Source organism: Qipengyuania sp. B-5, assembly GCF_056857815.1.
The window spans coordinates 17,569-44,017 of sequence record NZ_JBSXNU010000052.1 but is presented as its reverse complement, the minus strand read 5'-3'; the positions used below and the strand labels follow the sequence as shown (position 1 = coordinate 44,017).

At 61.5% G+C, this 26,449-nt stretch carries 31 protein-coding genes; 15 read left to right on the top strand and 16 right to left on the bottom strand.

Annotated elements, in window-relative coordinates; all coding sequences use genetic code 11:
* Window positions 1-21: 21 nt before the first annotated feature.
* Together AC13CE_RS11620 and AC13CE_RS11615 are read left to right on the top strand one after the other, a co-directional pair.
* Window positions 22-576: a winged helix-turn-helix transcriptional regulator gene (locus AC13CE_RS11620; RefSeq protein ID WP_221538420.1), complete on the top strand. Its 555-nt coding sequence runs from the start codon at window positions 22-24 to the stop codon at window positions 574-576.
* Window positions 577-768: 192 nt separating this feature from the next.
* Window positions 769-1,125 (top strand): hypothetical protein, encoded by a 357-nt coding sequence (locus AC13CE_RS11615; RefSeq protein WP_473821360.1) that lies wholly within the window; start codon window positions 769-771, stop codon window positions 1,123-1,125.
* Window positions 1,126-1,128: 3 nt separating this feature from the next.
* Here AC13CE_RS11615 and AC13CE_RS11610 read toward each other — a convergent pair whose 3' ends face one another.
* On the bottom strand, window positions 1,129-2,637 hold the full coding sequence (locus AC13CE_RS11610; RefSeq protein WP_482972499.1) for a YifB family Mg chelatase-like AAA ATPase: 1,509 nt from the start codon (window positions 2,635-2,637) through the stop codon (window positions 1,129-1,131).
* A 221-nt stretch (window positions 2,638-2,858) separates the two neighbouring features.
* Between AC13CE_RS11610 and rpmH the strand changes: the two genes are divergently transcribed.
* The 5 genes from rpmH to yihA all read left to right on the top strand — a co-directional run bounded on the left by rpmH (window position 2,859) and on the right by yihA (window position 6,148).
* Window positions 2,859-2,993, top strand: a complete 135-nt coding sequence (gene rpmH / locus AC13CE_RS11605; protein WP_090478272.1) for a 50S ribosomal protein L34 — start codon at window positions 2,859-2,861, stop codon at window positions 2,991-2,993.
* A gap of 88 nt (window positions 2,994-3,081) precedes the next feature.
* Window positions 3,082-3,465 carry a ribonuclease P protein component gene (gene rnpA, locus AC13CE_RS11600; RefSeq protein WP_482972498.1) on the top strand — a complete coding sequence of 128 codons (384 nt, stop codon included), beginning with the start codon at window positions 3,082-3,084 and terminating at the stop codon, window positions 3,463-3,465.
* Complete coding sequence (gene yidD / locus AC13CE_RS11595) at window positions 3,462-3,671, top strand: membrane protein insertion efficiency factor YidD (protein WP_473820335.1); 210 nt, start codon at window positions 3,462-3,464, stop codon at window positions 3,669-3,671. Before rnpA ends, yidD begins: the two co-directional genes overlap by 4 nt.
* Window positions 3,672-3,752: 81 nt before the next feature.
* Window positions 3,753-5,495, top strand: coding sequence for a membrane protein insertase YidC (yidC, locus tag AC13CE_RS11590; protein ID WP_482972497.1), 1,743 nt, complete (start codon window positions 3,753-3,755; stop codon window positions 5,493-5,495).
* A complete protein-coding gene (gene yihA / locus AC13CE_RS11585) occupies window positions 5,495-6,148 on the top strand; it encodes a ribosome biogenesis GTP-binding protein YihA/YsxC (RefSeq protein ID WP_482972496.1) in 654 nt (217 codons plus the stop codon). The genes yidC and yihA overlap by 1 nt, the downstream gene beginning before the upstream one ends.
* Before the next feature lie 36 nt (window positions 6,149-6,184).
* On the opposite strand, the gene arsB is transcribed toward yihA, so the two are convergent.
* From arsB to AC13CE_RS11555, 6 genes are all read right to left on the bottom strand, one after another.
* The gene (gene arsB, locus AC13CE_RS11580; protein ID WP_482972594.1) at window positions 6,185-7,255 is read right to left on the bottom strand and encodes an ACR3 family arsenite efflux transporter; all 1,071 of its coding nucleotides are present in this window, start codon (window positions 7,253-7,255) and stop codon (window positions 6,185-6,187) included.
* Window positions 7,255-7,752: an arsenate reductase ArsC gene (locus AC13CE_RS11575; protein ID WP_482972495.1), complete on the bottom strand. Its 498-nt coding sequence runs from the start codon at window positions 7,750-7,752 to the stop codon at window positions 7,255-7,257. Before AC13CE_RS11575 ends, arsB begins: the two co-directional genes overlap by 1 nt.
* A gap of 8 nt (window positions 7,753-7,760) precedes the next feature.
* Window positions 7,761-8,231, bottom strand: a complete 471-nt coding sequence (locus AC13CE_RS11570; protein ID WP_473820331.1) for an ArsI/CadI family heavy metal resistance metalloenzyme — start codon at window positions 8,229-8,231, stop codon at window positions 7,761-7,763.
* Complete coding sequence (locus tag AC13CE_RS11565) at window positions 8,231-8,569, bottom strand: ArsR/SmtB family transcription factor (RefSeq protein ID WP_473820330.1); 339 nt, start codon at window positions 8,567-8,569, stop codon at window positions 8,231-8,233. Before AC13CE_RS11565 ends, AC13CE_RS11570 begins: the two co-directional genes overlap by 1 nt.
* Window positions 8,570-8,745: 176 nt before the next feature.
* Window positions 8,746-8,904, bottom strand: a complete 159-nt coding sequence (locus AC13CE_RS11560; protein ID WP_473820329.1) for a hypothetical protein — start codon at window positions 8,902-8,904, stop codon at window positions 8,746-8,748.
* Between the two features lie 215 nt (window positions 8,905-9,119).
* On the bottom strand, window positions 9,120-9,536 hold the full coding sequence (locus tag AC13CE_RS11555; protein ID WP_473820328.1) for a VOC family protein: 417 nt from the start codon (window positions 9,534-9,536) through the stop codon (window positions 9,120-9,122).
* A 131-nt stretch (window positions 9,537-9,667) separates the two neighbouring features.
* Here AC13CE_RS11555 and AC13CE_RS11550 point away from each other — a divergent pair, with 131 nt between their 5' ends.
* Complete coding sequence (locus AC13CE_RS11550) at window positions 9,668-10,327, top strand: glutathione S-transferase family protein (RefSeq protein ID WP_482972494.1); 660 nt, start codon at window positions 9,668-9,670, stop codon at window positions 10,325-10,327.
* Entirely contained in the window at window positions 10,294-11,187 is an 894-nt protein-coding gene (locus AC13CE_RS11545) for a S1/P1 nuclease (RefSeq protein WP_482972493.1), read from the top strand. The genes AC13CE_RS11550 and AC13CE_RS11545 overlap by 34 nt, the downstream gene beginning before the upstream one ends.
* On the opposite strand, the gene AC13CE_RS11540 is transcribed toward AC13CE_RS11545, so the two are convergent.
* Window positions 11,184-11,651 (bottom strand): cupin domain-containing protein, encoded by a 468-nt coding sequence (locus AC13CE_RS11540; RefSeq protein ID WP_473820325.1) that lies wholly within the window; start codon window positions 11,649-11,651, stop codon window positions 11,184-11,186. The two genes, AC13CE_RS11545 and AC13CE_RS11540, sit on opposite strands and share 4 nt — an antisense overlap.
* 29 nt (window positions 11,652-11,680) lie before the next feature.
* Here AC13CE_RS11540 and dapE point away from each other — a divergent pair, with 29 nt between their 5' ends.
* Genes dapE through AC13CE_RS11525 form a run of 3 tightly spaced genes read left to right on the top strand, consistent with a single transcriptional unit; the run spans window position 11,681 to window position 14,551 of the window.
* Window positions 11,681-12,814 carry a succinyl-diaminopimelate desuccinylase gene (gene dapE / locus AC13CE_RS11535; protein WP_473820323.1) on the top strand — a complete coding sequence of 378 codons (1,134 nt, stop codon included), beginning with the start codon at window positions 11,681-11,683 and terminating at the stop codon, window positions 12,812-12,814.
* Between the two features lie 25 nt (window positions 12,815-12,839).
* Window positions 12,840-14,078, top strand: coding sequence for a dicarboxylate/amino acid:cation symporter (locus AC13CE_RS11530; RefSeq protein WP_473820322.1), 1,239 nt, complete (start codon window positions 12,840-12,842; stop codon window positions 14,076-14,078).
* A 17-nt stretch (window positions 14,079-14,095) separates the two neighbouring features.
* Complete coding sequence (locus AC13CE_RS11525; RefSeq protein ID WP_482972492.1) at window positions 14,096-14,551, top strand: ABZJ_00895 family protein; 456 nt, start codon at window positions 14,096-14,098, stop codon at window positions 14,549-14,551.
* A 20-nt stretch (window positions 14,552-14,571) separates the two neighbouring features.
* Here the strand turns inward: AC13CE_RS11525 and nth are convergent, their stop codons facing one another.
* Both nth and dapB read right to left on the bottom strand, forming a co-directional pair.
* Entirely contained in the window at window positions 14,572-15,222 is a 651-nt protein-coding gene (gene nth, locus AC13CE_RS11520; protein WP_482972491.1) for an endonuclease III, read from the bottom strand.
* 10 nt (window positions 15,223-15,232) lie between these two features.
* Window positions 15,233-15,961, bottom strand: coding sequence for a 4-hydroxy-tetrahydrodipicolinate reductase (gene dapB, locus AC13CE_RS11515; RefSeq protein ID WP_482972490.1), 729 nt, complete (start codon window positions 15,959-15,961; stop codon window positions 15,233-15,235).
* A 71-nt stretch (window positions 15,962-16,032) separates the two neighbouring features.
* On the opposite strand from dapB, the gene AC13CE_RS11510 reads away from it, so the two are divergent.
* Window positions 16,033-16,734 (top strand): NAD-dependent deacylase, encoded by a 702-nt coding sequence (locus AC13CE_RS11510; RefSeq protein WP_482972489.1) that lies wholly within the window; start codon window positions 16,033-16,035, stop codon window positions 16,732-16,734.
* Here AC13CE_RS11510 and AC13CE_RS11505 read toward each other — a convergent pair.
* From AC13CE_RS11505 to rpsT, 3 genes are all read right to left on the bottom strand, one after another.
* Window positions 16,723-17,496 (bottom strand): HesA/MoeB/ThiF family protein, encoded by a 774-nt coding sequence (locus AC13CE_RS11505; protein ID WP_482972488.1) that lies wholly within the window; start codon window positions 17,494-17,496, stop codon window positions 16,723-16,725. The two genes, AC13CE_RS11510 and AC13CE_RS11505, sit on opposite strands and share 12 nt — an antisense overlap.
* A gap of 114 nt (window positions 17,497-17,610) precedes the next feature.
* Window positions 17,611-19,068: a chromosomal replication initiator protein DnaA gene (dnaA, locus tag AC13CE_RS11500; protein ID WP_221541115.1), complete on the bottom strand. Its 1,458-nt coding sequence runs from the start codon at window positions 19,066-19,068 to the stop codon at window positions 17,611-17,613.
* A gap of 448 nt (window positions 19,069-19,516) precedes the next feature.
* Window positions 19,517-19,777 (bottom strand): 30S ribosomal protein S20, encoded by a 261-nt coding sequence (rpsT, locus tag AC13CE_RS11495; protein ID WP_221541114.1) that lies wholly within the window; start codon window positions 19,775-19,777, stop codon window positions 19,517-19,519.
* Between the two features lie 203 nt (window positions 19,778-19,980).
* Here rpsT and msrB point away from each other — a divergent pair, with 203 nt between their 5' ends.
* A complete protein-coding gene (gene msrB, locus AC13CE_RS11490; protein WP_221541151.1) occupies window positions 19,981-20,361 on the top strand; it encodes a peptide-methionine (R)-S-oxide reductase MsrB in 381 nt (126 codons plus the stop codon).
* A gap of 200 nt (window positions 20,362-20,561) precedes the next feature.
* Window positions 20,562-22,673 carry a transglycosylase domain-containing protein gene (locus AC13CE_RS11485; RefSeq protein ID WP_482972487.1) on the top strand — a complete coding sequence of 704 codons (2,112 nt, stop codon included), beginning with the start codon at window positions 20,562-20,564 and terminating at the stop codon, window positions 22,671-22,673.
* A gap of 64 nt (window positions 22,674-22,737) precedes the next feature.
* Here AC13CE_RS11485 and AC13CE_RS11480 read toward each other — a convergent pair whose 3' ends face one another.
* The 3 genes from AC13CE_RS11480 to hflK all read right to left on the bottom strand — a co-directional run bounded on the left by AC13CE_RS11480 (window position 22,738) and on the right by hflK (window position 26,381).
* Complete coding sequence (locus AC13CE_RS11480) at window positions 22,738-24,264, bottom strand: Do family serine endopeptidase (RefSeq protein ID WP_473820342.1); 1,527 nt, start codon at window positions 24,262-24,264, stop codon at window positions 22,738-22,740.
* Between the two features lie 163 nt (window positions 24,265-24,427).
* Entirely contained in the window at window positions 24,428-25,258 is an 831-nt protein-coding gene (gene hflC, locus AC13CE_RS11475; RefSeq protein ID WP_221541109.1) for a protease modulator HflC, read from the bottom strand.
* A 1-nt stretch (window position 25,259) separates the two neighbouring features.
* Complete coding sequence (hflK, locus tag AC13CE_RS11470) at window positions 25,260-26,381, bottom strand: protease modulator HflK (protein WP_247710515.1); 1,122 nt, start codon at window positions 26,379-26,381, stop codon at window positions 25,260-25,262.
* Window positions 26,382-26,449: the final 68 nt, after the last annotated feature.

The window sequence follows — 26,449 nt, the reverse complement described above, 5'->3', positions numbered from 1 at the left end:
GCAGGAAGAGGACTGATTTCTATGGGCGATATCCGCGAACCGCTGCGCGAACTGACCGAATGCGGTCTGCCACAGGCGCTTGAGGTCATGGGCGAACGCTGGAGTTTCATGATCCTGCGCGCCAGCTTCAACGGCCTGCATCATTTCGAGGAATTCCTCAGCGAACTGGGTATCGCTCGCAATATCCTCTCGAACCGGCTGGCAAAACTGGTCGAGCATGGAATTCTCAAACGCGATCCCTGTCCCGACGATCGCCGCAAGATCGAGTACCGCCTGACTGAAAAGGGCTTCGATCTGCTGCCCGCCATGGTTGCGCTGCGCCAGTGGGGTCAGAAATACGGGGCCGAAGTGATCGAAAACCCCGTTCTCGTGGATGAACGTGACCGGCTTCCTATCGGCCCGACCTCCATCCTGAGCCATGACGGGCGGATTCTCGGCCCCCAGGATCTCCATCTGGTCGAGCGTGCAAATCTCGGCATACGCGCCGACGGAAGCAAGGCTGCACAGGGTGAACCCCTGGATCGTGGATCCGTGGTGGATCTTGCTGCCGACCGTCGCAAGCGCGACGCAGCCTGAACCCGGAGCAGCGGGGTAAATTCCACCGAAGAATGGTTGTCGCCAAGGCGAGGCCCACCCTTAACGGGCCTATGGCGTCGTGACGTCAAATGGCGATTTTCCGAGTGACGTCATCGTTAAAACCATCGCAACACCTTTCTGGCATACCTTGCGGTGAATCGGGGCACATGCCCGTTTGAGCCGGACAGAAACGTGATCGAAATCGAAGTTCAGAACGAGACCCACCAGACGCAATTCCGCATCAAGGCGATGGCCGTGCCGCGCATTGGTGAAGGGTTGCGCCTGAAGGAACCCGACGGAACCTGGGCAAGCTACGATGTGCTCGACGTATGGTACCAGCAGGCCGACTTCGGCGAAATCTGGGTGCCCTATCTGCATGTGCGCACCACGCCCGGTGATGGCGGGGCTTTGGAGACACCGAGCGCGGGGGCGACCCATATGCCCGACCAGGCAATGCCGATCGCCGATTTCCTCGCCAAGTTCGAGGGCGACCACGAACATGAGACGGTCAAGCTCAACCTCGACATGAGCGAGGAAAACGTACGCTGAAGATCAGGCGCGGGGTGGCTGTCGGCGGTAGCTGAGTGCCTCCGCCACGTGGATGCGCCCCACCTGTTCGGCACCTGAGAGATCGACGATGGTCCGCGCGACCCGCAGCATGCGGGTGTAGCTGCGTGCCGAAAGGCGCATCGCGCTTGCGGCCTGCATAAGCAGTTCGCGGCCCTTTTCCTCGGGACCGGCGATCTCTTCGAGCGCGTCGCCCTCCAGTTCCGCATTGGTGCGCGCCCCGCTTTTCTCCGCACGTTCCGTCTGGATCGCACGCGCCTTCGCCACGCGCGCGGCAACTTCCGCGCTCCCTTCCGATGGTGGTGGTAACGCCAGATCGGCAGCGCTGACCGGATCCACTTCGACATGCAGGTCGATGCGGTCGAGCAGCGGGCCCGACACTTTCGACTGATAATCGGCGGCACATTTGGGTGCGCGGCTGCAGGCCAGCGCGGGATCGCCCAGATGGCCGCAGCGGCACGGGTTCATGGCGGCAACCAGCTGGACGTTCGCCGGAAAGCTTACATGCGCATTGGCGCGAGCGACATCGACCTTGTTCGTTTCGAGCGGCTGGCGCAGCGAATCGAGCACGGCGCGCTGGAATTCGGGGAGTTCGTCCATGAACAGCACACCGAGATGCGTGAGGCTGACTTCGCCCGGCTTGACCTTTAGCCCGCCGCCGGTCAGCGCGGCCATGCTTGCCGAATGATGTGGCGCGCGGAAGGGGCGGGCGCGGCTGATCCGACCTTCCTCGAGCGTGCCCGCGACCGATTGAACCATGCTCACTTCCAGGGCTTCCTGCGGCGAAAGCGGAGGAAGTATACCCGGCAGGCAACTGGCCAGCAGAGACTTCCCTGCGCCGGGCGGACCGATCATCAATAAATTGTGACCACCGGCGGCCGCGATCTCGAGCGCGCGCTTGGCGGTTTCCTGTCCCTTCACCTGTTTGAGATCGGGCGCGCGGCCGGGCTCTTCCACGAGACCGCGTTCGGGATCGGGCAGCAGGCTCGTGCCCTTGAGATGGTTGAGCAGGCTGGCAAGGCCCGGCGCGGCGAGGATGGGGACGTCGCTCGCCCATTTGGCTTCCGAGCCCTGTGCCGCAGGACAGATGAGGCCCTTCTCTTCCTCGCTCGCATGGATGGCCGCAAGCAATACGCCGGGCGAGGGGGCGATCCGCGCGTCGAGCGCCAGTTCGCCGACCACGATCCAGTCCGCCAGCTGCTCCGCATCGGTGATGCCCATTGCGGCGAGCACGGCAAGCGCGACCGGGAGATCGTAATGCGAGCCTTCCTTGGGCAGGTCGGCGGGGGAAAGGTTGATGGTGATCCGCTTGGGCGGCAGGGCAAGACCCATCGACGAAAGCGCGGCGCGTACCCGCTCCTTGCTTTCGCCCACCGCCTTGTCGGCCAGACCGACGATGTTGAAATTGGGCAGTCCGGGCGCGAGCGAGCACTGCACTTCCACCGCGCGCGCTTCCAGCCCGAGATAGGCCACCGTCCGGACCAGTGCGACCACGCAAATACCCCCAAACCCCTGTCTGAATTTGACGCTCTGGCAAGAAGCGCAGATATTGTCGAGACTTGGCTTATCGAGGACGCTGCGCCGAGGTTTGAGGCTTGACCTTGAGGGCACATTCTCTTAAGCGCGCCCACCTGTGAGCGGTCGCCCGTTGCGGCGGCCCTTTTTTGTCGGAGCGATTCGCCCGGCAGCAACTATGGATTTTAAAGGACTTTCCGATGAAGCGGACTTTCCAGCCTTCGAACCTGGTACGCGCCCGTCGCCACGGTTTCTTCGCCCGCAAGGCAACTCCGGGTGGCCGCAAGGTGCTCCGTGCACGTCGCAACCGCGGCCGCAAGAACCTCTGCGCTTGATCGACTGATTGGCCGCGCCACGGTGCGGCTTCAATCACGACAGTCAAACGGGCTCCCATCGGGGGCCCGTTTTGCGTATCTGCACCCGATGCACCCGAGCCTCTCCGTCATCCGCAAGCGTAGCGACTTTCTCACTGCCAATAGCGGACTGCGCAATGCGAAGCCGGGATTCGTGCTGCTGACGCGCCCGAACGAGGGCAAGGGCAAGCGTTACGGGATCACCGTGACCAAAAAGATCGGCAATGCCGTCGTGCGCAACCGCATGAAGCGGCGCTTCCGCGAACTGCTCTGGGCGGCATTGCCCGAAGCCGGCCTGCCCGATCACGATCACATCCTCATCGGCCGCGAAACCGGGGTGGAGCGCGATTTCGCAAAGCTGGAAGACGAACTCCAGGCTGCGCTCGCCCGTGCTGCCCGCGGCGAGGGCGACCGCGCCCGGCGGCCCCGTCACCAGCGATCGCGGCGCGCATGAAATACCTTCTCATCTGGATCGCTCGTGGCTGGCAGCTAGGCCCAAGCCGTATCCTGCCGCCCACTTGCCGCTTCACCCCTTCGTGCAGCCAATACGCCATCGAGGCCCTGCAAAAGCATGGGGCAATCAAGGGTGGATGGTTGGCGTTCAAGCGGCTATTGCGCTGCCAACCCTGGGGGGGCTGCGGCCACGATCCAGTACCCTGAGCTTATCGCGCGGGGGTGCTGTCTTGACGTAGCAACACACCCGGCCCATCTGACCGAATACAACCACCAACGGGATCGACCTTGGAAAACTCTCGCAATTTCGTGCTCGTCCTGACCTTGTCGCTGGCCGTCCTGATCGGCTGGCAGTGGGCCATGGACTATTTCTATCCGCAGCCCGACGAAGTGCCCGTTACGGCCGAACAGGTCGATACGCCAGCCGAACAGGCCGCCGTCGCGGCAAGCGGTGAAATCGGCGGCGGGGCGACGCCTACGGTCGATCTTGCCACTTCGCTGGGCTCTGCGCAGCGCGTGGCCATCGATTCGCCGAAGGTCGCGGGCTCGATCAACCTGCAGGGCGCCTTCCTCGACGATGTGGTGCTCAAGGATTATGCCGCCACTCCGGATGCCGACAGCGAACCGGTCCGCATTTTTGCGCCCCGCGGCACGGCGACCCAGCAGTATTCGCAGTTCGGCTTCCTGCTCAACGGGCAGAAGATTTCCGACGATGCCGTGTGGCAGGCCGATGGCGGAACCCTCAGCCCGGGCAACCCAGTCACGCTCAGCCATGATGCGGGCGATGGCGTAACGGTCGAACTTACCTATTCGATCGACGAGAATTACATGGTCAGCGTCGAGCAGGCGATCTCGAACGGCAGCGCGGCACCGGTGGTGGCGCAGCCTTACGGGCTGGTCGGACGCACCAGCACGACGGCGAGCGACGATTTCTTCATTGCCCATTCCGGCCCGATCGGATCCTTCGGCCAGAGCGTCGATTACGATTATGATTACGACGATGTCGAAGAAGCCGGCAAGGTAAGTCCGGCCGGCGCGCCCGACTGGATCGGCTTCACCGACATCTACTGGCTGGCCGCGCTGGTGCCGCAGCAGGGCGCGGCGCCCGATGCGACATTCCGCTCGCTTGGCGCCGATACCTATCGCGCCGACATGATCTACGATCCGGTAACCGTTCCGGCGGGGCGTAAATATACCACTACCTCGCGCCTCTTCGCCGGGGCCAAGGACAGTGAAATCCTCGACTCCTATCAGGATGCCGGGATCCCGCAGTTCGGTCTCGCTATCGACTGGGGTTGGTTCCGCTGGTTCGAGAAGCCGTTCCTCTGGCTGCTCAAGAACATCTTCGAAATCGTCGGCAATTTCGGCGTCGCCATCATCATCCTGACGATCATCGTGCGCGGGCTGATGTTCCCCATCGCGCAGAAGCAGTTCGGCTCCATGGCGGCGATGAAGGCGATCCAGCCGAAGATGAAGGCGCTGCAGGAAAAGCACAAGGACGACAAGCTGAAGCAGCAGCAGGAAATGCAGAAGCTGTTCAAGGAAGAACAGGTCAATCCGCTTGCCGGCTGCCTGCCGCTGATCCTGCAGATCCCGATCTTCTTCGCGCTCTACAAGGTGCTCTACCTCGCGATCGAGATGCGCCACCAGAACTTCCTCTGGATCGAGGATCTGTCCGCGCCCGATCCGGCGACCATCCTCAACCTGTTCGGCCTGTTGCCGTTCACGCCGCCCAGCTTCCTTGCCATCGGCGTGCTTGCCGTTCTGCTCGGCGTGACCATGTGGCTGACGTTCAAGCTGAACCCCAGCGCGATGGACCCGATCCAGCAGCAGGTGTTCTCGATCATGCCCTGGGTGCTGATGTTCATCATGGCGCCCTTCGCCGCAGGTCTGCTGCTCTACTGGGTAACCTCGAACATCCTGACGCTGGCCCAGCAGAAGTACCTTTATTCCAAGCATCCGCAATTGAAGGCGGCTGCAGAGAAGGAAAAGGCCGAAAAGGCCGCCGCTGCTGCCAAGGCCGACGGCTGATGACCGACGAAGAAGCCGCCGAACAGGCCCTGCTGGAGCGGCGCGCGACCAAGCTGTTCTCGGGCCGGGTGGAGTTCCTCCTCTCGGCCCCGCAGCTCAGGTTTCTGCCCGAACCGACGGTGCCGGAAATCGCCTTTGCCGGGCGTTCCAATGTCGGCAAGAGCTCGCTGCTCAACGCGCTGACGGGGCGCAAGAAGATCGCCCGTGCGTCGGTGACCCCCGGCCGCACGCAGGAACTCAACTTCTTCGAAGTGGGGGAGCCCACGCAGTTCCGGCTCGTCGACATGCCCGGTTACGGCTTTGCCAAGGCGCCGGTGAAGGTGGTCGAGAAGTGGAAGGCCCTCGTGAAAACCTATTTGCGCGGACGGCAGGTGCTGGTCCGCAATCTCGTGCTGGTGGATAGCCGCCACGGGCTGAAGGACGTCGACCGCGAGATGATGAAGATGCTCGACGAGGCCGCGGTCGGCTACCGCGTGGTCCTGACCAAGGCGGACAAGATCAAGGCCAGCGAACTCGAAAAGACCGTCGCCGCGGTCGAAGCCGAGACGAAGAAGCACGTCGCAGCCTATCCGCAGATCCACGTAACCAGTGCGGAGAAGGGCATGGGGATTGCGGAACTGAGGGCTGCGGTGCTGCGGGACGCCGGAGTCTGACGAACGTCGGTTTGCGGCCAGGCCGCCGCCTTGTGATCACTCTGAAGGAAAGCCGCCCCGCGTCCTATTGGCGATGGCTACCAGCGACAGCATGACCGGCACTTCGACAAGAACGCCGACGACGGTAGCAAGGGCGGCGCCACTGCCCAATCCGAACAGACCGATCGCCACTGCCACGGCCAGTTCGAAAAAATTGGACGTGCCAATCAGCGCGCATGGCGCGGCCACAGCATGCGGTACCTTCCATGCCTTTGCCGCAGCGTAGGCGATAAAGAAAATGCCATAGCTCTGGACGATGATCGGAACGGCGATCAGGGCGATGAGCAAGGGGCGGGAAACGATGGTTTCGGCCTGGAAACCGAACAATAGCAGCACCGTCAGCAGCAAGCCGATGATCGACAGCGGTTTCATGCGCGAGGTGAAGCCCGATACCGCGCTTTCGTCGCCCCCGTGGCTGGCGAGCAAGCGGTGGCGCACGAAGGCCCCGGCGGCCAGCGGCACGACGACATATAGGCCGACCGACAAGAGCAGCGTTTCCCACGGCACGGAAATGTCGGTCACGCCCAGCAACAGCGCAACGAGCGGCGCAAAGGCGATGATCATGATGAGATCGTTCGCCGCCACCTGCACCAGCGTATAGGCGGGATCGCCCTTCGTAAGTTGCGACCACACGAAAACCATGGCGGTGCAAGGCGCCGCGCCGAGCAGGATCAGGCCGGCAATATATTGCTGTGCGTCGGCCGGGTCGATCAGGTCGGCGAAAACCACTTCGAAGAACAACACGCCCAGTGCGGCCATCGTAAACGGCTTGATCAGCCAGTTGACCACCAGCGTGATGATCAGGCCCTTCGGCTTGTCTCCCACGCGGCGCACCGCCCCGAAATCCACCGCGACCATCATCGGAAAGATCATCGCCCAGATCAGCAGGGCGACTGCCAGATTCACCGAGGCGTACTCGATGGATGCGAGCAGGGCGAAGGCGCCGGGCATCAGATTGCCCAGGATAATCCCGGCAAGGATCGCCGCGGCCACCCAGACGGATAGCCATTTCTCGAACAGGCCCAGGCCCGCCGCGCGGGCGTCGATTTCCGCAGTGGTCGCAGTCATCATGCGTCCGCTTCCTGCCCGATGGCGTGCAATTTGTCGCGCAAGGCGACCTGTTCGAGGCTGGCGACCGGCAATGCCAGCATCAGGTCGATGCGCCGCTTGAGCATGCGGAAGGCCTCGAGGAAGGCTGCGGCCTTTTCGGCATCGCTTCCCTCGACGGCGGCGGGGTCGGGGATGCCCCAGTGCGCGCTGGTCGGGCGGCCGGGCCAGACCGGGCAGGTCTCCGCCGCCGCGCTGTCACAGACGGTGAAGATGAGATCGAATTCCGGGCCATCGGCAAACTCGCCCCAGCTCTTGGAGGAATAGCCCTCTGCCGGATAACCCAGGGTCTTGAGCGTATGGATCGCCCAGGGGTTGACCTTGCCGGTGGGATTGCTTCCGGCACTGTAGGCCTTGAAGCGACCCGCGCCGTCGTGATTGAGGATTGCCTCCCCCAGGATGGAACGCGCGGAATTGCCCGTGCACAGGAACAGCACGTTCAGCGGTTGGTCGGACATGGTTCGCCTCAGCAGCAGGTGGATTTGGCCGGAGCCATTTGCGGTACGCAGCAGGCGCTGTTCGCGGCATTGGCCGAAGCCAGCTGGTCCAGATCGGGATTGCCGCCATAGATCGTGCTCTCGCCGTCGGTCAGGAAAGCTTCCCATACCACCCCGTCGGGATCGGCGATCCAGCTCTTTTCCGACTGCGCATAGCAGCAGGTGGTCGCGCCTTCTTCCAGCACGGGTTGGTCGGCGGCCCGCAGGCGGCCATAGACTTCTTCCAGTTCCTGCCTGTCTTCTACCTGCAGCCCGACGTGCTCGATGCCCTTAACCGCATCCTCGCGCGCGGATATGGCGAAGTTGATCCGCGGATCGTCCAGCATCCACTTGGCGTAATCGGCCTTCACGACGCTCGGCTCGCTGCCGAACAGGCTCGAATAGAAGGCGATGGATTTGTCGACGTCGGACACCCCGACATGCACATGGAAGCGTTTCATCAGGCGATCTTTCTTTGCTCGGTGGGAAGACAGGCGGCATCCTCGGAACAGGACATGCCGCCGCAGCAGTTTTCGGTGAGGTAGCCCATCAGCTTTTTCATTGCGGCATAGTCGGCCGAATAGATGATGGAGCGGCTTTCGCGGCGCTGAGTGACCAGCCCGGCATTGGCAAGCTGGGCCAAGTGGAAGCTCATGGAAGAGGGCGGAACCTCGAGCTTCTCGGCAAGCAATCCAGCAGCAACACCTTGCTCACCCGCCTGTACCAGCAGGCGGAACGCGGCGAGGCGGTGTTCCTGCGCAAGAGCTGACAGGGCGCGGATCACGTGGTCGGACTGCATCAGTTACTCCAATGATTCGATAAATGTCGAAATATGGAATAATGAGCGCCGGGTCAAGCCCCTGTGACTGCTTTTGCGTTTGCGGACAGCCGCCCACGCGGGTTTCGGGTGGTCAGCCGCTTGGTTCAGAGTCTGCTTTGGGGTGGGAAACGGTCCTAGAGACTACGAGCATCACCTTAGGCAAAGCGACGTGTCAGAAGTGCGGTCGTTAAGATGGTGAAGGGCAGGCTTGCGAAGGCCAGAAAACTCAGCGCCACCATTATCCAACCGTGCGGGTCGGGATTCCAGACATTGACGTAGATGATCATTGCTACGAGCAGCGCAGGAAAAGTCATCGCACTCAAAAGCCTTAGTGCAATCGGTCCTACCCTCAACAATCGTAGAACAAGGATTGCCCCTACTGTCACCAATACGGCGACCGCAATGACAGCTGCTATAAAGGGGATGTCGCCAGCGTTTATCATCAATGCAGTTTACAGTAATAGATACTTGTCCGCTACGGCGTCGTCAGCGGAACGTCTCCTTCTGGGTGTGCGCAATAAAATCCAGCCTAACGCGCAAACAGCATAGCATCGTCCGCGAAGGCCTTCATTTCCAGCGCATTGCCGCTGGGGTCGCGGAAGAACATCGTCGCCTGTTCGCCGGGCTGGCCCTTGAAGCGGATGGTGGGTTCGATGGCGAACTCCATGCCTGCCGCAACCAGCCGGTCGGCCAGCGTGTGCCAGTCTTCCATCGTCAGAACCACGCCGAAATGGGGGACGGGGACATCGTGCCCGTCGACCGGGTTGCTGGCGCGGTCGCCGCTTTCGCCGCCCGTATGCGCAACGATCTGGTGGCCGTAGAAATCGAAATCGATCCATTCGTCCGACGAGCGTCCTTCTGCGCAGCCCAGCAGGCCGCCGTAGAAGCTGCGTGCTTCCTCAAGGTCGCGGACGGGAAATGCGAGATGGAAGGGGCGCAGGGTCATGCCGCCGTTCTATGCCAGCGCTTTCCAATTTCCTACAGTATCTTGCGCCCGGTCGCCCTGTCACCATTCAGCGTCGACAGCGCGGGGATGAACGATTAGGGCGCAAACCGGACGGGAAAGGTGGAGCCTGCATGAAGATCATCATCGGCAACAAGAACTATTCGAGCTGGAGCCTGCGCGGCTGGCTGGCGGCCAAGCAATCCGGCCTGTCCTTCGAGGAAATCGTCGTTCCGCTCTTCGGAGAGAACTGGGAGGCTTCCAAGCAGGATGGCGAAATCCGCCCTTCCTCGGGCAAGGTTCCCCTGCTGTGGGACGGCGAGACCGTCGTGTGGGACAGTCTCGCCATAATGGAATATCTTGCCGACAAGGTGGGCCGCGACCGGTTCTGGCCGAAGAACGACACGGCGCGGGGCATGGCCCGATCGATGGTCGCCGAAATGCACAGTTCCTTCCAGGCGCTGCGCAGCGAATGTCCCATGAACGTGCGCAAGCGCTTCGAGGGATTCGAGCCGAGCGAAAACTGCCGGGCGGACATATTGCGCATCCTCACCCTCTGGGCGGAGGCGCGCAGCCGCTTCGGCAATGGCGGCCCCTATCTTTTCGGCACTTTCGGCGCGGCGGACATATTCTTTGCACCTGTAGTGTCACGTTTCATCAGCTATGAGGTCGCCGTTCCCGGCTTCGCCGCAGCCTATATGGAGGCCATGTGGGAGCACGAATGGATGCAGGCCTGGATCGAGGCATCGGAAAACGAAGAATGGGTCATAGAGCAATACGAAACCGTTTCCTGATCGCATTTGCGGCGCTGCTGGCGCTGCTTCCGGCGCAGGTGCAGGCCTGGGGCTTCTACGCCCACCGCACCACGGCGGCGATCGCGATGGAAAATGTGCGTCCCGAAACGCGCGCAGGGATTGCGCGCCTGCTGAGGGCAGCGCCCGAACTGGGCGTGGAGGGATGCGACCTTGCCAGCCTCGAGGATGCCAGCACCTGGCCCGATTGCCTGCGCAAGGATTACTGGCGCTGGGGCTATACCTTCGCCTGGCACTATCGCACTGCGCCCGTGTGCGAGGCTTACGAGCCGCGCGCCAATTGTTCGGGCCAGAACTGCATCCTCGCGCAGATCGAGCGCAACCAGCTGATCCTTTCCGATGAGAGCCTGCCCGCCAATGTCCGGCTGGAAGCGCTTGCCTTCCTCGTCCACTTCATCGGCGATGTGCACATGCCGCTCCATTCGGGCGACCATGACGACCGCGGCGGCAACGATATCGACACCGCCTATGGCATCGTGCCGGGGCTGAACCTCCACTGGATCTGGGACGGACCGCTGGCGGAACGCGCGATCACCTCGTCGCCCGTGCCGCTGGTGCGCCGTTACACTGCCGCAGAGCGTGCCGAACTGGGCGGGGGTACGCCTGCCGACTGGGGCCGCGAGAGCTGGGAGACGAGCCGTGATTTCGTCTATCCCAACGCCTTCGACCGGCCGGCCTGTGAGGGCGAAGACCTGCCGGGCGAAACCGCGCTGACGCAGGAAGATATCGAGCGCGCGATTCCCGTTTCGCAAAAGCGCGTCACGCAGGCGGGCCTACGCATGGCGGAATATCTCGACGCCGCCTTCGCTCCCGGCGCCTTGCCCGAGCCCGAACGGGACTAGGGCACACGCTCGGTGGGGTAGGGCGTGCCGTCCTTCCGGAAATAGCCCTCCGGCGTGAAGACCATGTCGATATCGGGATATTCGCCGCGGTCCTCGTCGCGGTCGCCGCCGCTGATGGCGATGAAGACGCAGGGCTTGTTAGAGCGGTTGTGGAGCCGGTGGCCGTTCTTCCTGCCTGCGGGCCAGGCGAGGATATCGCCCGGGTGGACGGGGACTTCGCCATCGTCCTCGATCAGGATGGCTTCGCCCTGCAGCATGACGACCAATTCGTCCTGCCCCTCGTGCCAATGCCGCTGCGAGGAATAGGCGCCGGGTTCGAGAACGACATGGCTGGCGCCGAGCTTCGTCAGCCCTGCAGCGGGGGCGAGGCGGCGATACCAGCGACCCTGGACGTCCTCGTCAAAGGGCGGCGGGTATCCGGTCGCATTGGTCCGGGGGATGGTATCGAGATCGAGCTTGGGCATCGGGTCGCACTCCTGCTAGCGGAGGGACCATGACCGAAGTCCTCGAACTCGCCAAGCGGCTGATGTCCGCGCACAGCGTAACCCCCGCCACCGGCTCCGTGTTCGACGAGCTTGAAGCAATGCTCGAACCGTTCAGCTTCACGATCAAGCGCTTCATTAGCGGGCATGGCGAAACAGGCAGCCCCGAGGCACCGGTCGAAAATCTCTTCGCCATCCGCCATGGACCGGCGGGATCGAAGCACTTCGCCTTCGCTGGCCATCTCGACGTAGTCCCCCCCGGCGGCGGCTGGACCTCCGACGCTTTCGCCCCAGAAGTGCGCGGAGAACTGCTCTACGGGCGGGGCGCAGTCGACATGAAAGGCGCGATCGCCTGCATGGTCGAAGCGGTGAAAAACGTCCCGGTCGAGGCGGGCACGATCAGCTTCATCATCACCGGGGACGAGGAAGGGCCTGCGCTCCACGGCACCCGCGCGCTGATCGACTTCATGCGCGAGGCAGGCCATCAGCCCGATCTGTGCCTCGTTGGCGAGCCCACCAGTGTGAACCGGCTGGGCGATATGATGAAGATCGGCCGCCGCGGTTCGCTCAATATCTGGCTCACGGTTGAAGGAACGCAAGGTCACGTTGCCTACCCGCACCTTGCCGACAATCCGATCCCCAAGCTGGTCGCCATGCTGGCCGAGCTCGACGCGCTGGTACTCGACCAGGGCAATGACTGGTTCCAGGCCTCGAACCTCGAAATCACCGATCTCGAAGTCGGCAACCCGGCACACAACGTCATTCCCGAAGCCGCGAAGGCGCGCATCTCGATCCGTTTCAACGATGAGCATTCGGGCGCCTCGCTTTCCGAAAAGGTCGTCGCCATTGCCGAAAAGCACGGCGGCACCGCGCTGCCGATCATTTCGGGCGAACCCTTCCTCACCCCGCCGGGCGAATTCAGCGACATCATCGCGCGTGCGGTGAAGGCGGAAACGGGCCTTGACCCCGAACCCTCCACCACCGGCGGCACCTCCGATGCCCGCTTCCTGCGCGCGGTGTGCCCGGTGATCGAATTCGGCCTTGTCAACGCCACCATGCACAAGCGCGACGAAGCTGTAGCCATCGAAGACCTTTCCACGCTAAGCCGCATCTACGCGCGCATAGTCAAGGACGCGCTGACATAAATTACCGGGACGTAAGGGGATACGCATGCTGAGGGTCTGGTTCGAAATTCCGCTGTGGCAGCGCGTGCTGACTGCGCTCATCTTGGGCGTGCTCACCGGTTATGCCTGGGGACCGGATGCGGAAAGCATCAAGTGGATCGGCGATTTCTTCATCAAGGCGATCAAGATGCTGGTCGTCCCGCTGATCTTCTTCAGCCTCGTTTCCGGCGTCGCCGCCATCGGCGATTTGCGCAAACTCGGCGCAGTCGGCGGCAGGGCCATGCTGCTCTTCGTCGTCACCGGCCAGATCGCCGTATGGCTGGGCCTTGCGCTCGGCACCTTTGTCGCTCCCGGTAGCGGGGTCGATACCAGCGCGATCGAGCGCGGCGAGACTCCCATGCCCAACGAGACCACGGCAGTGGACATGATCCTGTCCATCGTGCCCGAAAGCCCCGTGCAGGTTATGGCCGATGTCGCGGTACTGCCGCTGATCGTCTTCTCCATGCTGATCGGCATCGGCATATTGATGGCGAAGGAAGAAGGCCTGCCCGTGCAGAAGGTCTTCGATAGCGGCGCGGTGATCATGCAAAAAGTCACGATGATCGTGATGGAACTGACGCCCTTCGGCGTTTTCGCGCTGATGGCCTGGGTGGCCGGCACGCTGGGTCTCGATGCGCTTCTGGCGCTCTCGAAGCTGGTCGCGCTAAACTATGCGGGCTGTCTGCTGATCATCTTCGTCATGTATTCGGCGATGATCAAGTTCCTCGCCAAGCTGCCGGTGCGCGATTTCTTTCGCGGCATCGTGGACGCGATGGCGGTGAGCTACTCGACTGCCAGCTCCAATGCGACACTGCCCGTCACCCTGCGCTGTACGGAGCGAAATCTCGGCGTATCGAACTCGGTGGCGAGCTTCGTGATCAGCCTCGGCGCGACGATCAACATGAACGGTACGGCAATGTATCTCGGCCTTGCCACGCTGTTCGGCGCGCAGATATTCGGCGTGGACCTGAGCTGGGGCGATTACTTCCTCATCTCGATCCTTGCCACGCTCGGCGCGGTCGGTGCGGCGGGCATCCCGGGCGCGGGCCTTATCATGATGGCGCTGGTCTTCGGCGCGGTCGGCGTGCCGCTGGAAACCATTGCTTTCGTTGCCGGGGTGGACCGGATCATGGACATGATGCGTACTACGACGAACGTCAGCGGCGACGCGGCAGTGGCGACAACGGTGGCGGTGATGACGGGAGAGATCGACCGGGGCGAGATGGTCTCGGCGGACGATGTTTGATGAGCGAGGACTAACTAATGCTAAGGTACGTTCTCGCATTCTTCGGGATCAAGTTGCTGATGGGTATCGCGCTCGCTGGCGCGTCATATTACGTAGAAGACATTCCAACTTCGCTGTCGACTGTGGCGACTATCATCGCTGCATCGGGGGCGATTTGGTGGTTTATGAGTCGAGAAAACCGACGGCTAACTACCACTGAAATATGGGTGTTTGGTGTGGGTGCAGCTGTCGCGGACGTTGTTTTCTCTGTCTTATGGTTGGTCGGAATGATGGTCATTCTGGACCAGCCATTGTCTTGGGAAGGAATAGCTACAGTATTTGGAGGTCAGCTCGATCCGTCAGAAATGGGAGGGGTCTTGGTTGGATCTTTTTTGATCGGGTCGGTTCAAGTTCTGTTCCTCAGTGCATTCTTTGCATGGCTGCTAACCAAGCGGTTGCCTGAGGTTGCCGATAACGAAAGCAAGTTAATGTAGAGGGGCCTTCGCCGGCCGCTTCAACGCCCCTTCGGCTTCTCCAGAACCTTCTTCCGGTAGCTGCACAGATCCACCACCTTGCACCGCCAACACTCGGGCGTCCGTGCCTTGCAGACATAGCGACCATGCAGGATCAACCAGTGATGCGCGCCGAGGCGGAAGGGCTGGGGTACGCGCTTCTCGAGCTTTGCCTCGACCTGCTCGGGTGTTTTGCCCTTGGCGAGGCCGGTGCGGTTGCCGACGCGGAGGATATGCGTGTCGACCGCGAAGGTCTCCTGCCCGAACCAGCAGTTGAGTACGACATTGGCGGTCTTGCGCCCCACGCCGGGCAGACGCACGAGGTCCTCGCGCGTGTAGGGCACCTCGCCGCCATATTCGTCCACCAGCAACTGGCTCATGGCGATCACGTTTTTTGCCTTGGAATTGAACAGGCCGATGGTCTTGATGTGCGCCTTTAGCCCCTCTTCGCCCAACTCCAGCATTTGCCGCGGCGATACGACATTACGAAACAGTGCTCGGGTAGCCTTGTTCACGCCGACATCGGTCGCCTGCGCCGATAGCGCCACTGCCACCAGCAACTGGTAGGCATTGCCATATTCCAACTCCGTCTCGGGCGAGGGATTGTCCTCTGCCAGACGCCGGAGGAATTCGAAGATCTGGTCTCTGGTCATGCCACGCGCGTCAGATGCCCAGTACCTGTTCCATAGTATAGCGCCCCGGCTCTCTCCCGCGCAGCCATTCGGCCGCCCGGATCGCGCCGCGGGCGAAAATCGCACGATTCTCGGCGCTGTGCGAGAGGGTGAGCCGTTCCTCGTCGCCCGCGAGGATCACGCTGTGCTCACCCGCCACCGTGCCGCCGCGCAGCGCCGCGAAGCCGATTGCGCCTTCTGCCCGCGCGCCGGTGTGTCCGTCACGCCCGCTCTCGCGATTATCCGCTAGCGTGATGCCCCGTGCTTCCGCTGCTGCCTCGCCGAGCAACAGGGCCGTGCCGGAGGGAGCATCGACCTTGCGGCGGTGGTGCATTTCGACGATTTCGATATCCCACTGGCTGCCGAGACGAGAGGCCGCCTCGCGCACGAGATGGGCCAGCAATGTGACGCCCAGCGAAGTATTGCCGGTCTGGAGAACGGGCACGGCGCGCGCGGCGTGGTCGATGGCTCCGTGATGCTTGTCTTCAAGGCCGGTGGTTCCGATCACTATCGGAATTCCCGCACCCACGGCGGCGTGCAGGTTGGACTGTAGCGCGCCCGGAGCGGAGAAATCGACCAGAATGTCCGACACATCGGCCAGCTTGCTGACATCGTCGCCCTTGTCCGCACCTCCGGCATAATCATGGTCCGAGGCCTCGATCACGCGCCGCAGTGCCTCACCCATCGCGCCCTTGCTGCCGATGACACCGATATTCGCCATAGCCCCTCCGTTGGTTCCCGTAGTTCATTGGTAGGCTTTAACCTGCCCTACCGCTTCGCTACGTGAGGGCAATGACCAATATCCGCAACATCGTCGTCCTGACCGGCGCGGGAATATCCGCAGAGAGCGGGATCGATACTTTCCGCGATGCCGGAGGTCTGTGGGAACAGCACCGGGTGGAAGATGTCGCCACGCCGGAAGGCTTCGCGCGAGATCCCGATCTCGTCCAGCGCTTCTACGATGCACGGCGCGAGGCGGTCCGGAAGGTTTCGCCCAATGCCGCGCATGTGGCGCTGGCGCGGCTCGATGCGGAATGGGAAGGCGATCTTTTGATCGTGACTCAAAATGTAGACGATCTCCACGAGCGGGCCGGGGCCAAGCGAGTGCTGCACATGCATGGCGAATTGCTGAGCGCACTTTGCTCGCGGTGCGAGGCACGGCACCGTTGGAGCGACCCGCTTTTCGAGCGTCCGGCATGTCCCGGCTGCGGCGAGCATACGCTGCGTCCCGATGTCGTATGGTTTGGCGAGATGCCTTACGAGATGGGCCGAATCTATGCGGCCTTGCGCCGTGCGGACCTGTTCGTGAGCATCGGTACCAGCGGCGCGGTCTATCCGGCCGCGGGTTTCGTGCGCGAGGCGAAAGAACTAGGTACCCGCACGCTGGAACTCAATTTGGAACGCGGCGAGGGCTCGTACTGGTTCGATGAATCTCGCCAAGGCAAAGCGGGCGAACTCGTGCCGGAATGGGTGTCTCAGATATTAGGTTCCTGATCCGCATCCCTTGCAAGCCGGGTCCTTTGTAATCGTGAACTGCCGCATTCCGGGCTGTATCCCGTCGAGCAGGTTCACCCGGCTCCATTGAGGGTCGCCAAAGCCGCTGACGTCTTCGAGCAGGATTCGTACCGTATGCAGTGCAGCGAAGCTTCCCACCCATCCGGCCATCGCGCCGAGCATGCCGTCTTCGGCGCAAGTGTCGCAATCCTCCGCATCGAAGGCATCACCGACAAAGCAGCGGTAGCAGGCTTCTCCCTGCAAATGTCCTGCGAAAGCTCCGACCTGGCCCTGAAAGCGCCCGACCGCGGCTGACAGAAGCGGTACGCCTGCCTTCACGCAGGCATCCGATACCGCGAGACGGGTGGCGAAATTATCGGTTCCGTCGAGCACGAGATGGGCGCCTTCGACAAGCGCGGCGGCGCGGGCAGGATCGATTCGGCGGTCGCTGATTTCGACATCGAGCGCGGGATCGAACAGCTTTATCCAGCGCTTGGCGGAAATGGCCTTGCCATGACCGACATCGCGTTCGTTATAGAGCGTCTGGCGCTGCAGGTTCGAGATATCGACCTTGTCGTCGTCGACCAGTGTAAGTCTGCCGATCCCCGCCGCGGCAAGATATTGCAGCGCGGGGCTGCCGATCCCGCCCAGTCCGACCAGCACAAGGTGCTTCCTGGCCAGCGCGACCTGCCCTGCGCCGCCGATTTCCGGCAGGACGATATGGCGTGCAAAACGGTCGAGGCGATCGGGGGACAGGCTCATGGAAAGCCTGTTGGCATCAAGTGGGAAAACTGTCGACAGGCCTCTGCGCCCGGCCTGTCGATCAGTTCTGGCTCCGCGCCTGTGCGATCCGAAGGGCTACGGAGTGGAAATGGGTCAACTTTCGAGCTGACGGAGAAGACTACGCACATCGCCATCCATGTCGGCATCGCGCTGGCGCAGATCCTCGATCAGGCGCACGGCGTGGATTACGGTGGAATGATCGCGCCCGCCGAACTTGCGCCCGATTTCGGGATAACTGCGAGGAGTGAGTACCTTGGAAAGATACATCGCCACCTGCCGCGGGCGGACGACCGCGCGCGCGCGGCGCTTGGAGCTCATCTCGCTGCGGTCGATCCGGTAGAACTGGCACACGGTCCGCTGGATTTCGTCGATGGTAATCCGGCGGCGGTTTGCCGAGAGGATGTCGGTGAGTTGCTCCTCGGCCAGCTGGAGTGAGACTTCCTGTCCCGTAAGCTGGGCATAGGCGATCAACTTATTGAGGCCGCCGACCAGTTCGCGAACGTTGCGGGTGATGGTGCGCGCAAGGAAGTCGAGCACGTCCTCGGGCACGGATAGCGGCGCGAACTTGGTCAATTTGGAGTGGAGGATCTTCTTGCGCAATTCGATATCGGCCGGCTGGATATCGGCGACGAGCCCCATCGAAAGGCGCGAAAGAAGGCGTGGCTCAACTCCGTCGAGTGCTTGCGGTGCGCGGTCGGCGGCGAAGACCAGGCGCTTGCCCTCGTTCAGCAGCGCATCGATCGTATAGAGCAGTTCTTCCTGTGCCGAAGCCTTGCCGATGATAAACTGGATATCGTCGACCAGTAAAAGATCGAAGCTGCGCAGGCGGGCTTTGAACTCGATCATCCGGTTCGCCTTCAGCGCCTGGACGAATTCGACCATGAACCGCTCGGCGCTGCAGTAGAAGATACGGCTGCGGTTGTGCGTCTGAAGGAATGTATGGCCGATGGCGTGGAGAAGGTGAGTCTTGCCCTGACCGGTCGCAGCTTTGAGATAGAGCGGGCTGAACTGCGGTTTCTCGGTGGCGGCCATGCGCTGCGCAGCGTTGAATGCGAGTATGTTTGCCTCCCCCGTCACGAAAGCGGCAAAGGTCAGCGTCGCGTCGAGCCCGACCGATGAGGTGAAGCCGGAATCCCCCAGCGTATCGGCACCGATCGCCATCATCGAAGTGTCGGCGTCGTTGGCCGGACGGCGGCCATCATTGTGGAGACGCAAATCGGCAACCTGGCGGCGTCCGGGATGGACTGAAATGGCGACCTTGCGAACTTCGCTGCGCGCAATCTTCCAGGCCAGACTTAACCGGTCGGCGAAACGGTCCTTGACCCAGTTGGCGCTGAATTCGGTCGGAAGATAGAGATCGAGCGTACCGGTCTCTGCATCGATCTTCCCTAGCTGGATCGGCTTGATCCACTGGCTGTGAAGCTGGTGACCCAGATCCTTGCGGAGTCCCTGGCTAATGTCGGCCCAATCCGCTGCCAGGTTTACCGCCTCGAGATCTTCCATGTCGTCAGTTGCCTTCCGCTTGCCAGCAAGCTCGCCCGTTTTTGTCATTTTCTCATTCCCCCAAACGATCCGATACGTGATCGTCTGCTATTTTAAGGCGGTTCGCCAGGAGCGTAGGCACGGCTCCGCCGTTGCCCGGAATCGGTTGATTCACGGGTGGTCCCTCCCCTTGGCCATCGATGTGAATACCCGGGCTGTCCCCCCCGGGCAGAACCATTTTCTAAGTCGCTCTCGGGATGAGTCGCAAGGGGGATAACTGTAAAAAAGTCGAAATAAACTTGTTGACTCGACGCTACCCCGCAGTCCCCCGTTCATGCATTTGAAATTACGTAGATTTCAGAGAACTAGGCTCGCGAATCGCAGGAATCCCGAGGATCACGTTACATTGGAGTGACAGTTCGGTTTTGAAGCGCAACCCTTATAAGACAAAAGGGGCCGCCGGATATTCCGGCGACCCCTTCGAAATTTCATCTGGTCGACCGCAGCCGGACCCGAATCAGAGAGCGGCGACGCGCTTCGACAGGCGGCTCATCTTCCGGGCCGCAGTATTCTTGTGCAGCACGCCGCGTGCAACGCCGCGAGCCAGCTCGGGCTGGGCGTTCTGCAAAGCAGTTTGCGCTTCCTTCTTGTCGCCAGATTCAAGCGCCAGTTCCACCTTCTTCACGAAGTTGCGAATGCGGCTCATGCGCGAGGTGTTGATCTCTGCGCGGCGGTTGTTGCGACGGATGCGCTTTTTGGCTTGCGGCGTATTGGCCATGTTTGTCCTCGGTCGAGCCGCAGCGAACAGCGGCGAAATTCAATTTGGCGTGTCGAAAAGGGCGGATGGACCGCCGGAAAGCGGCGCACTTAGCGTTGGCCTTGCGAATCGTCAAGCGAAAGCGGAACAGTCCGCATGACGCCCTGTTCTCTTGATATGGGCAGAACCCCGAGAAAGGACAAGCAGTGACCGAAAAGCTCGTAATGACCGATGAGCAGTGGCGCGAGAAGCTGACCCCCGAGCAGTATCACATCTTACGCGAAAAAGGCACCGAGCGCGCCTTTACGGGGAAGTACGAAAAGAACAAGGCTGACGGCGAATATCACTGCGCAGGCTGCGGCCAACTGCTGTTCGAAAGTGCGGATAAATACGATAGCGGATCGGGATGGCCCAGCTTCACCGCCCCGGCCGAAGACGACGTGGTGGAGCAACACCGCGACGTTACACACGGCATGGTGCGTACCGAGGTGGTTTGCTCCAATTGCGCAGGACACTTGGGGCATGTCTTTCCCGATGGACCGGGCGAAAGCGGGCTTCGTTATTGTATCAATTCCGCTGCACTGGAGTTCGAACCGGACGATTGACTGGTGCCATTCTCCACGCGAATTCCGTGTTCACCCGAGGTTACGTCTCGCCATGACAGGCCTTGGCGGATAAAGGGCAATCCAATCGTAAACGAGGGAATTCGCACTCGATGGACAAGAGAGGCAGCCGCCGCAAAAGCAGCAGGCGCGCGGCACGCGCAGCACGAGCGGACGCGGAAGGCAGGCACGGCAACGGCCGAATGAGGCTCTGGCTAAGACGCTTGCTCATATGGGGCGGCGGGGCCGCCGTGCTCGGCCTGGTTTTTCTCGCCATTGCGGTGGCCTTCGCGGCGCGTTCCTTGCCCAGCTACTACCAGCTCAAGGCGACTCAGAATGCGCAGACTATTGTTGTGCGTGCACGAGACGGTACGGAAATCGTGGAGCTCGGACCCAGTTACGGCAAATGGCTATCCAGCAACGAAATCCCGCAGGTAATGAAGGATGCGATGATCTCGGTCGAGGACCGGCGCTTCTATTCGCATCCCGGCGTCGATCCCTATGGCCTGACGCGTGCAGTCTATGTCTGGGCTACGGGTGAGGACAGGCTTGGCGCGACATCGACGATTACCCAACAGCTGGCGCGAAACGTCTTTCTGAATTCCAATCGCTCGCTCGACCGCAAGCTGCGGGAGGCCGTGCTGGCCATGGCGCTCGAGTGGAAGTTTTCAAAGGAGCAGATTCTCGAGCTTTATCTCAATAAGGTCTACTTCGGGGGAGGGGCGTATGGCATCGATTCGGCCAGCCGGAAGTTCTTCAGCCATCCCGCGACCGAACTTTCGACGGCAGAGGCCGCGATCATCGCCGGGCTGGTAAAAGCGCCGAGCCGTTATTCGCCCACCGCCGATGTAGATGCCGCCGTTGGGCGGGCCAGTGTGGTGCTGCGGCTTATGCGCGAACAGGGCAGGATCAGCCCGAGCGAAGCGCAGGTGGACGTTTCCGCTGTAAAGCTCAAACAGGAAACCGGCACCAATTCGGTCCGCTACTTCACCGACTGGGCACTGCCACAGCTCGATTTGCTGCTGCCCGAAACGTTCGAACCGATCGAAGTTTGGACGACGCTTGATCCGGGTATGCAAAGAGCGGCGACCGCATCGGTCGCAGGCAACACACCGGAGGGTGCGCAAGGCGCCCTTGTAAGCCTGGATCGGGATGGTGCCATCCTCGCTTTGGTGGGGGGCACCGATTACGTCCAGACCAATTATAACCGCGCCACCAATGCGCTGCGCCAGCCGGGTTCGAGCTGGAAGCTCTTCGTCTATCTCGCCGCTCTCGAAGCGGGGTATACGCCTGAAGACCGGGTGGTCGATACCGAGGTGTCGATAGGCGGGTGGAGCCCGCGCAATTCGAACGGCCGCAATATCGGCGAGACTAATCTTCGCACTGCCTTCGCTTATTCGATCAATACAGTTGCGGCGCAGCTCGGAAACGAGGTCGGTTTCAGCGCGGTCGCCTCGATGGCACGACGATTCGGTATTACCACCCCGATCAATACCTATCCGGCTATGGTCCTAGGCTCGAACGAGGTTCGCCTGCTCGACATGACCCGGGCCTTTGCTGCGGTGTCGGCGGGCGGTTCTTCGGTCGAACCCTATGGTATCGTCAAGGTAACTACTGCGGATGGCGATCTGCTCTATCAGCATGAGCGCGCACGCAGCTCGCAATTGATTCCCGACCATGTCGCACGCGGGATTACCGACTTGCTGCAGACCGCCGTTCAGACCGGTACCGGACGCGCGGCTCAGATCGGCCGGCCGGTGGCGGGCAAGACGGGCACCACCAGTTCGAACAAGGACGGGTACTTCGTCGGCTTTTCATCAGGCATTACCACCGGTGTGTGGATGGGTCGCGACGACAACGCGCGTGTCGGCGGATTGCAAGGTGGTCGCGCGCCGGCGCAGGCCTTCGCGGCCTATATGCGCTACGCTGTGAAGGATCGCCCGGTCGAGGAATTCGACACCGAGTTGCAGCTGCCTGAATGGCAGTTGGAAGAAGAGGATGACTTCTTTTTCGGAGATCCGGACGATTATTATTACATAGACGAGCAAGGTAATCTCATCGAGCCCGGCCGCAGCGAAGAGCCCGGCGGGGCGCTGCCATTCCCCGGAGAGGGGGAAGGTCAGGATGGCGAAGGTGATGCGATGCGCCCGCGTTCTCCGGCACCCGGACCGCGTGTTCCTGCTCCGCGCTCCCAATCTTCCGTTGGCCGTGGGGCAGACGGAGCACCGCAGGCGGTGGACGACGATTTCCTCGACGGGGTGATCGGACGTGATGAGACACGACCTTCACCAACTCCGACGCGCACTCCGGGCTGAGCGCAGACACGATAAAGCCCTCCCGGTGCGAACCGGGAGGGCTCAGTATCACCCGCTTAAGCGATTAACGCATGCGTATGGCGACATACTCTGGTGAGCCACCGCGCCGTTGGACACGAAGCAGCACGGCATCGCGGTTGTCCGATTGAGCGCTGCGGACGATTGCCTCAAGTTCCGATACCTGAAGCACCGGACGATAATTGGCGGTGAGAATGATGTCCCCGCGCCGCAAGCCTTTGCGTGCGGCATCCGAATTCTGGTTGACCGAAGCCACGACCAAGCCTTGTGTGTCGGCACCTACTCCGAGTTGGCGGGCGATCTGCGGGGTTAACTGAAGTACCTGGAGTCCAAGGCTCTCTTCCAGCACCTCACTGTCGCTGGGTGCCATATCATCTTCCGATTCCGCATCGGGGTCGAACATCTGGCTCTGTCGCAATTCCTCCTCGCTCGGACGTTTGCCGACAGTGACGTTGAGGCGGCGTCGCTCGCCATCACGGACTACATCCAGCGGAATGGTCGTACCTGGTGCGATATTTGCGATGAGATAGGAGAGGGTCTGATCCGGTGTCACCTCGCGTCCATTGACCGAGAGCACGATATCACCTGCCTCGACGCCTCCACGATCTGCGGCTTCGCCCGACTGGACCATCTGCACGATTTCGCCGCGGTTGCGTTCAAGACCCAGCGAAGCAGCGACATCGTCGCTTACCGGCTGGATCTGGATGCCCAGATAGCCGCGTTCAATCTCGATGCCGCGCACCAGTTTGTCGACAATAGGCTCTGCAGTCTCGGCCGGAATGGCGAAGCCGATGCCTACACTGCCACCCGTTGGCGAAATAATGGCGTTGTTGATGCCTATTACATTGCCCTCCATGTCGAACAGGGGGCCGCCTGAATTGCCGCGGTTGATGCTGGCATCGGTCTGCAAATAGCGATCGTAGGCACCGCCCCCGGTGTTGCGGAGCACCGAAGAAACGATCCCGCTGGTGACAGTGCCGCCAAGACCGAAGGGATTACCGATAGCGATAACCCAGTCGCCGACACGTGCCTGCCTGGAATCGCCAAAGGTTACGAACGGGAACGGCTCGTCGCGATTGACCTTGAGCACTGCGAGATCCGATTGCGGATCCGTACCGATCAATTCGGCTTCATATTCGGTTCCGTCGGGCAGGGTCACGGTAATTTCTTCGACCGATCCTCGCCCGGTGGGGCTGACCACGTGATTGTTGGTGACGACATAGCCATCGGCCGAGATGATAAAGCCCGAACCAAGGGACTGACCCTCGCGATACTGCGGTTCAGTCTCCTGTTGTCCCTGGCGGCGGTTGAACAGTCCCTCGAACGGAGTGCCGGCGAACGGGTTGCCTCCGTTTTGCACTTCGATACGCTGACGCGTCGAAATATTGACTACGGCAGGTTGCAATTGGGCGGTCAGATCCGCAAAGCTCTCCGGCGCTCCGGCACGCGGGACCATGCGGGCCATTTGCGCGTCGTCGTTCTGAGCAACCTGGGCTCCGGCCGGAAAACCGGCGAGGGAAAGGGCGGCGCCACCAGCCAGCAGGGTCGCGGTTACGGAATAGGCATATCGCACTTTTTTCACGTCCTCTTTCTAATCCTCTATCTCACGTCACATTGCGCGCGTGCAGTCAGGCTATGCAGCGCTGAGGCTGCGGTTCCTTGTGCGGCAAACTGCTCCGACGCGCTGAACGCCCCTTGAACGAGGATGCTCGTAGTCCGCCCCTCTCGACCAAAGATCAACGGCGTCCGCGGAACTGCTGCAGATACTCGTTGTCCGGCGAAAGGATGATGCTGCTTGCCGCATCATTTTCCGAAGCGAACGTTGCGTCGTAGCTCTGCATAGCGCGGTAGAAATCGTAGAAATCCGCATCCTTACCGAACGCTTCCGCATAGATGCGCGCAGATTCGGCATCGGCATTTGCACGGATGATACGGGCATCGCGATTACCTTGCGCGCGGATCGTGCGCGCTTCGCGTTGACGGTCCGACTCCATACGGGTGAACGCCGATTGCAGAGGCGCGTCAGGTAAATCCGTGCGGGTAATCTGCACGCCGACAACTTCGGCGCCGTACTGGCGCGCCTGTCGATCGAGATTGATACGTACATTCTCGAGGGCTGATCCACGTTCCGCGGTCAACATGGCCTGAAAAGTACGGCGTCCGAGCTCCTGACGCAGCACCGAGTTGAGAATCGGTTCGAGTGCGTTGCGCACACCATCGGTCGAGCCGGCGCGTTCCACCATGCGAACCGGATCGATGATGCGGAAGCGAGCATAGGCATTGACCAGCAGGCGCTGCTGGTCGTTGGACAGCACTTCCTCGTCACTCATCTCGAGGTCCAGCAATCGTTTCTCGACGCGCACGACACGGTCCACGAACGGCATGCGGAGGTAAATGCCCGCATTTGTTTTTCCGTCCGGAGTATTGACCGTGCCGATCGGCTCACCGGTTCGGATGACGACTGCCTGCTGTTCTTCCGATACGACATAGACGCTCATCAACAGACCGAGCAGAACGATTGCGCCGACAATGATCGACAGGCGGTGATCTTCCCAGATACGCTGCATCTTACTGTCCTTCGGGCGCGGTTACGGTGGTGGCTGGCTGCGATTGCTGCGCGCGCCGTCGGATCTCGGGGAGCGGTAGGTAGGGCGTAACCCCTTCCGTTTCTATGATGGTCTTGTCAGTGTTGCTCAGAACGCGTTCCATCGTTTCATAATAGAGACGCTGGCGCGTCACTTCCGGAGCGAGCCGGTACTCTTCGTAAACTTTGTTGAAGGCCTGGGCTTCACCCTGCGCCTGCGCCAGCACCTGCTGGGCATACCCCTCAGCCTGGTTGCGCGCGGCATCGGCATTCTGTTCGGCGACCTGCACATCGCGGAAGGCATCGACTACCTGGCCGGGCGGGTCGGCCTTTTCGATTTCGACACCCAGCACATTGATACCGGCCTGGTAATTGTCGAGAGTGCGCTGCATTCTTTCGCGCACATCGAGTTCGATAGCCGCACGGCCTTGGCCAGAGAACGTCTCGTCGAGCTGCTTTTCGGCAATCGAGGCGCGCATGGCGGCTTCAGCCACTTCATTCACGGTCTCGATTGGATCGACTACGCGGAACTTGAAATCGGAGAGGTTTCTGATGTTCCAGCGAACGATGTAGCTCAGATCTACCAGATTCTGGTCGCCGGTAAGGATGAGCTTCACCTGGCTATCGTTGCCAGGAATGCGCACGGCGCGCACCCCCTGGACATCTTCCACTTCGACAGACTCGATGGGAAAAGGCGCGGAGAACTGAAGGCCCGAGTCGAGCGTTCGCGTATAATTGCCAAGTGTCTTGACCACAGCCTGCTGCTGCGGACCAATGAGGTGGACGCTGGTGGCAAGCAGACCGAGCGCTATGATTCCGACAACCAGAACCGGGAACCAACTTTTCCCGCCGGGGCGCTGCGGCATGCGGAAACCCGGTCCGCCCGTTCCGCCGCCGCCGCGACGACGCGGGCCTTCAGGCCCGCGATTCCTGAAAATTTCCTCGATATTCGGGCCGCGACGTCCATCGCCGCCTGTGCCGCCAGAACCTGGTGGAAGCCAAGGATTGCGCGGCCCCTTGGGCTTGTCGTTGCCTCCCTTATCTCCGTCATCACCCGAGCCCGAAGAGCCTTCGCTCCCCGAACCCCACGGATTGTTTCCTGCCATTGCGAGGCGGATCCTCTGTCCAAGCCCGTCCAAAATTCTCATAAGTGTCTTATAGGAAGGCTTTGGCG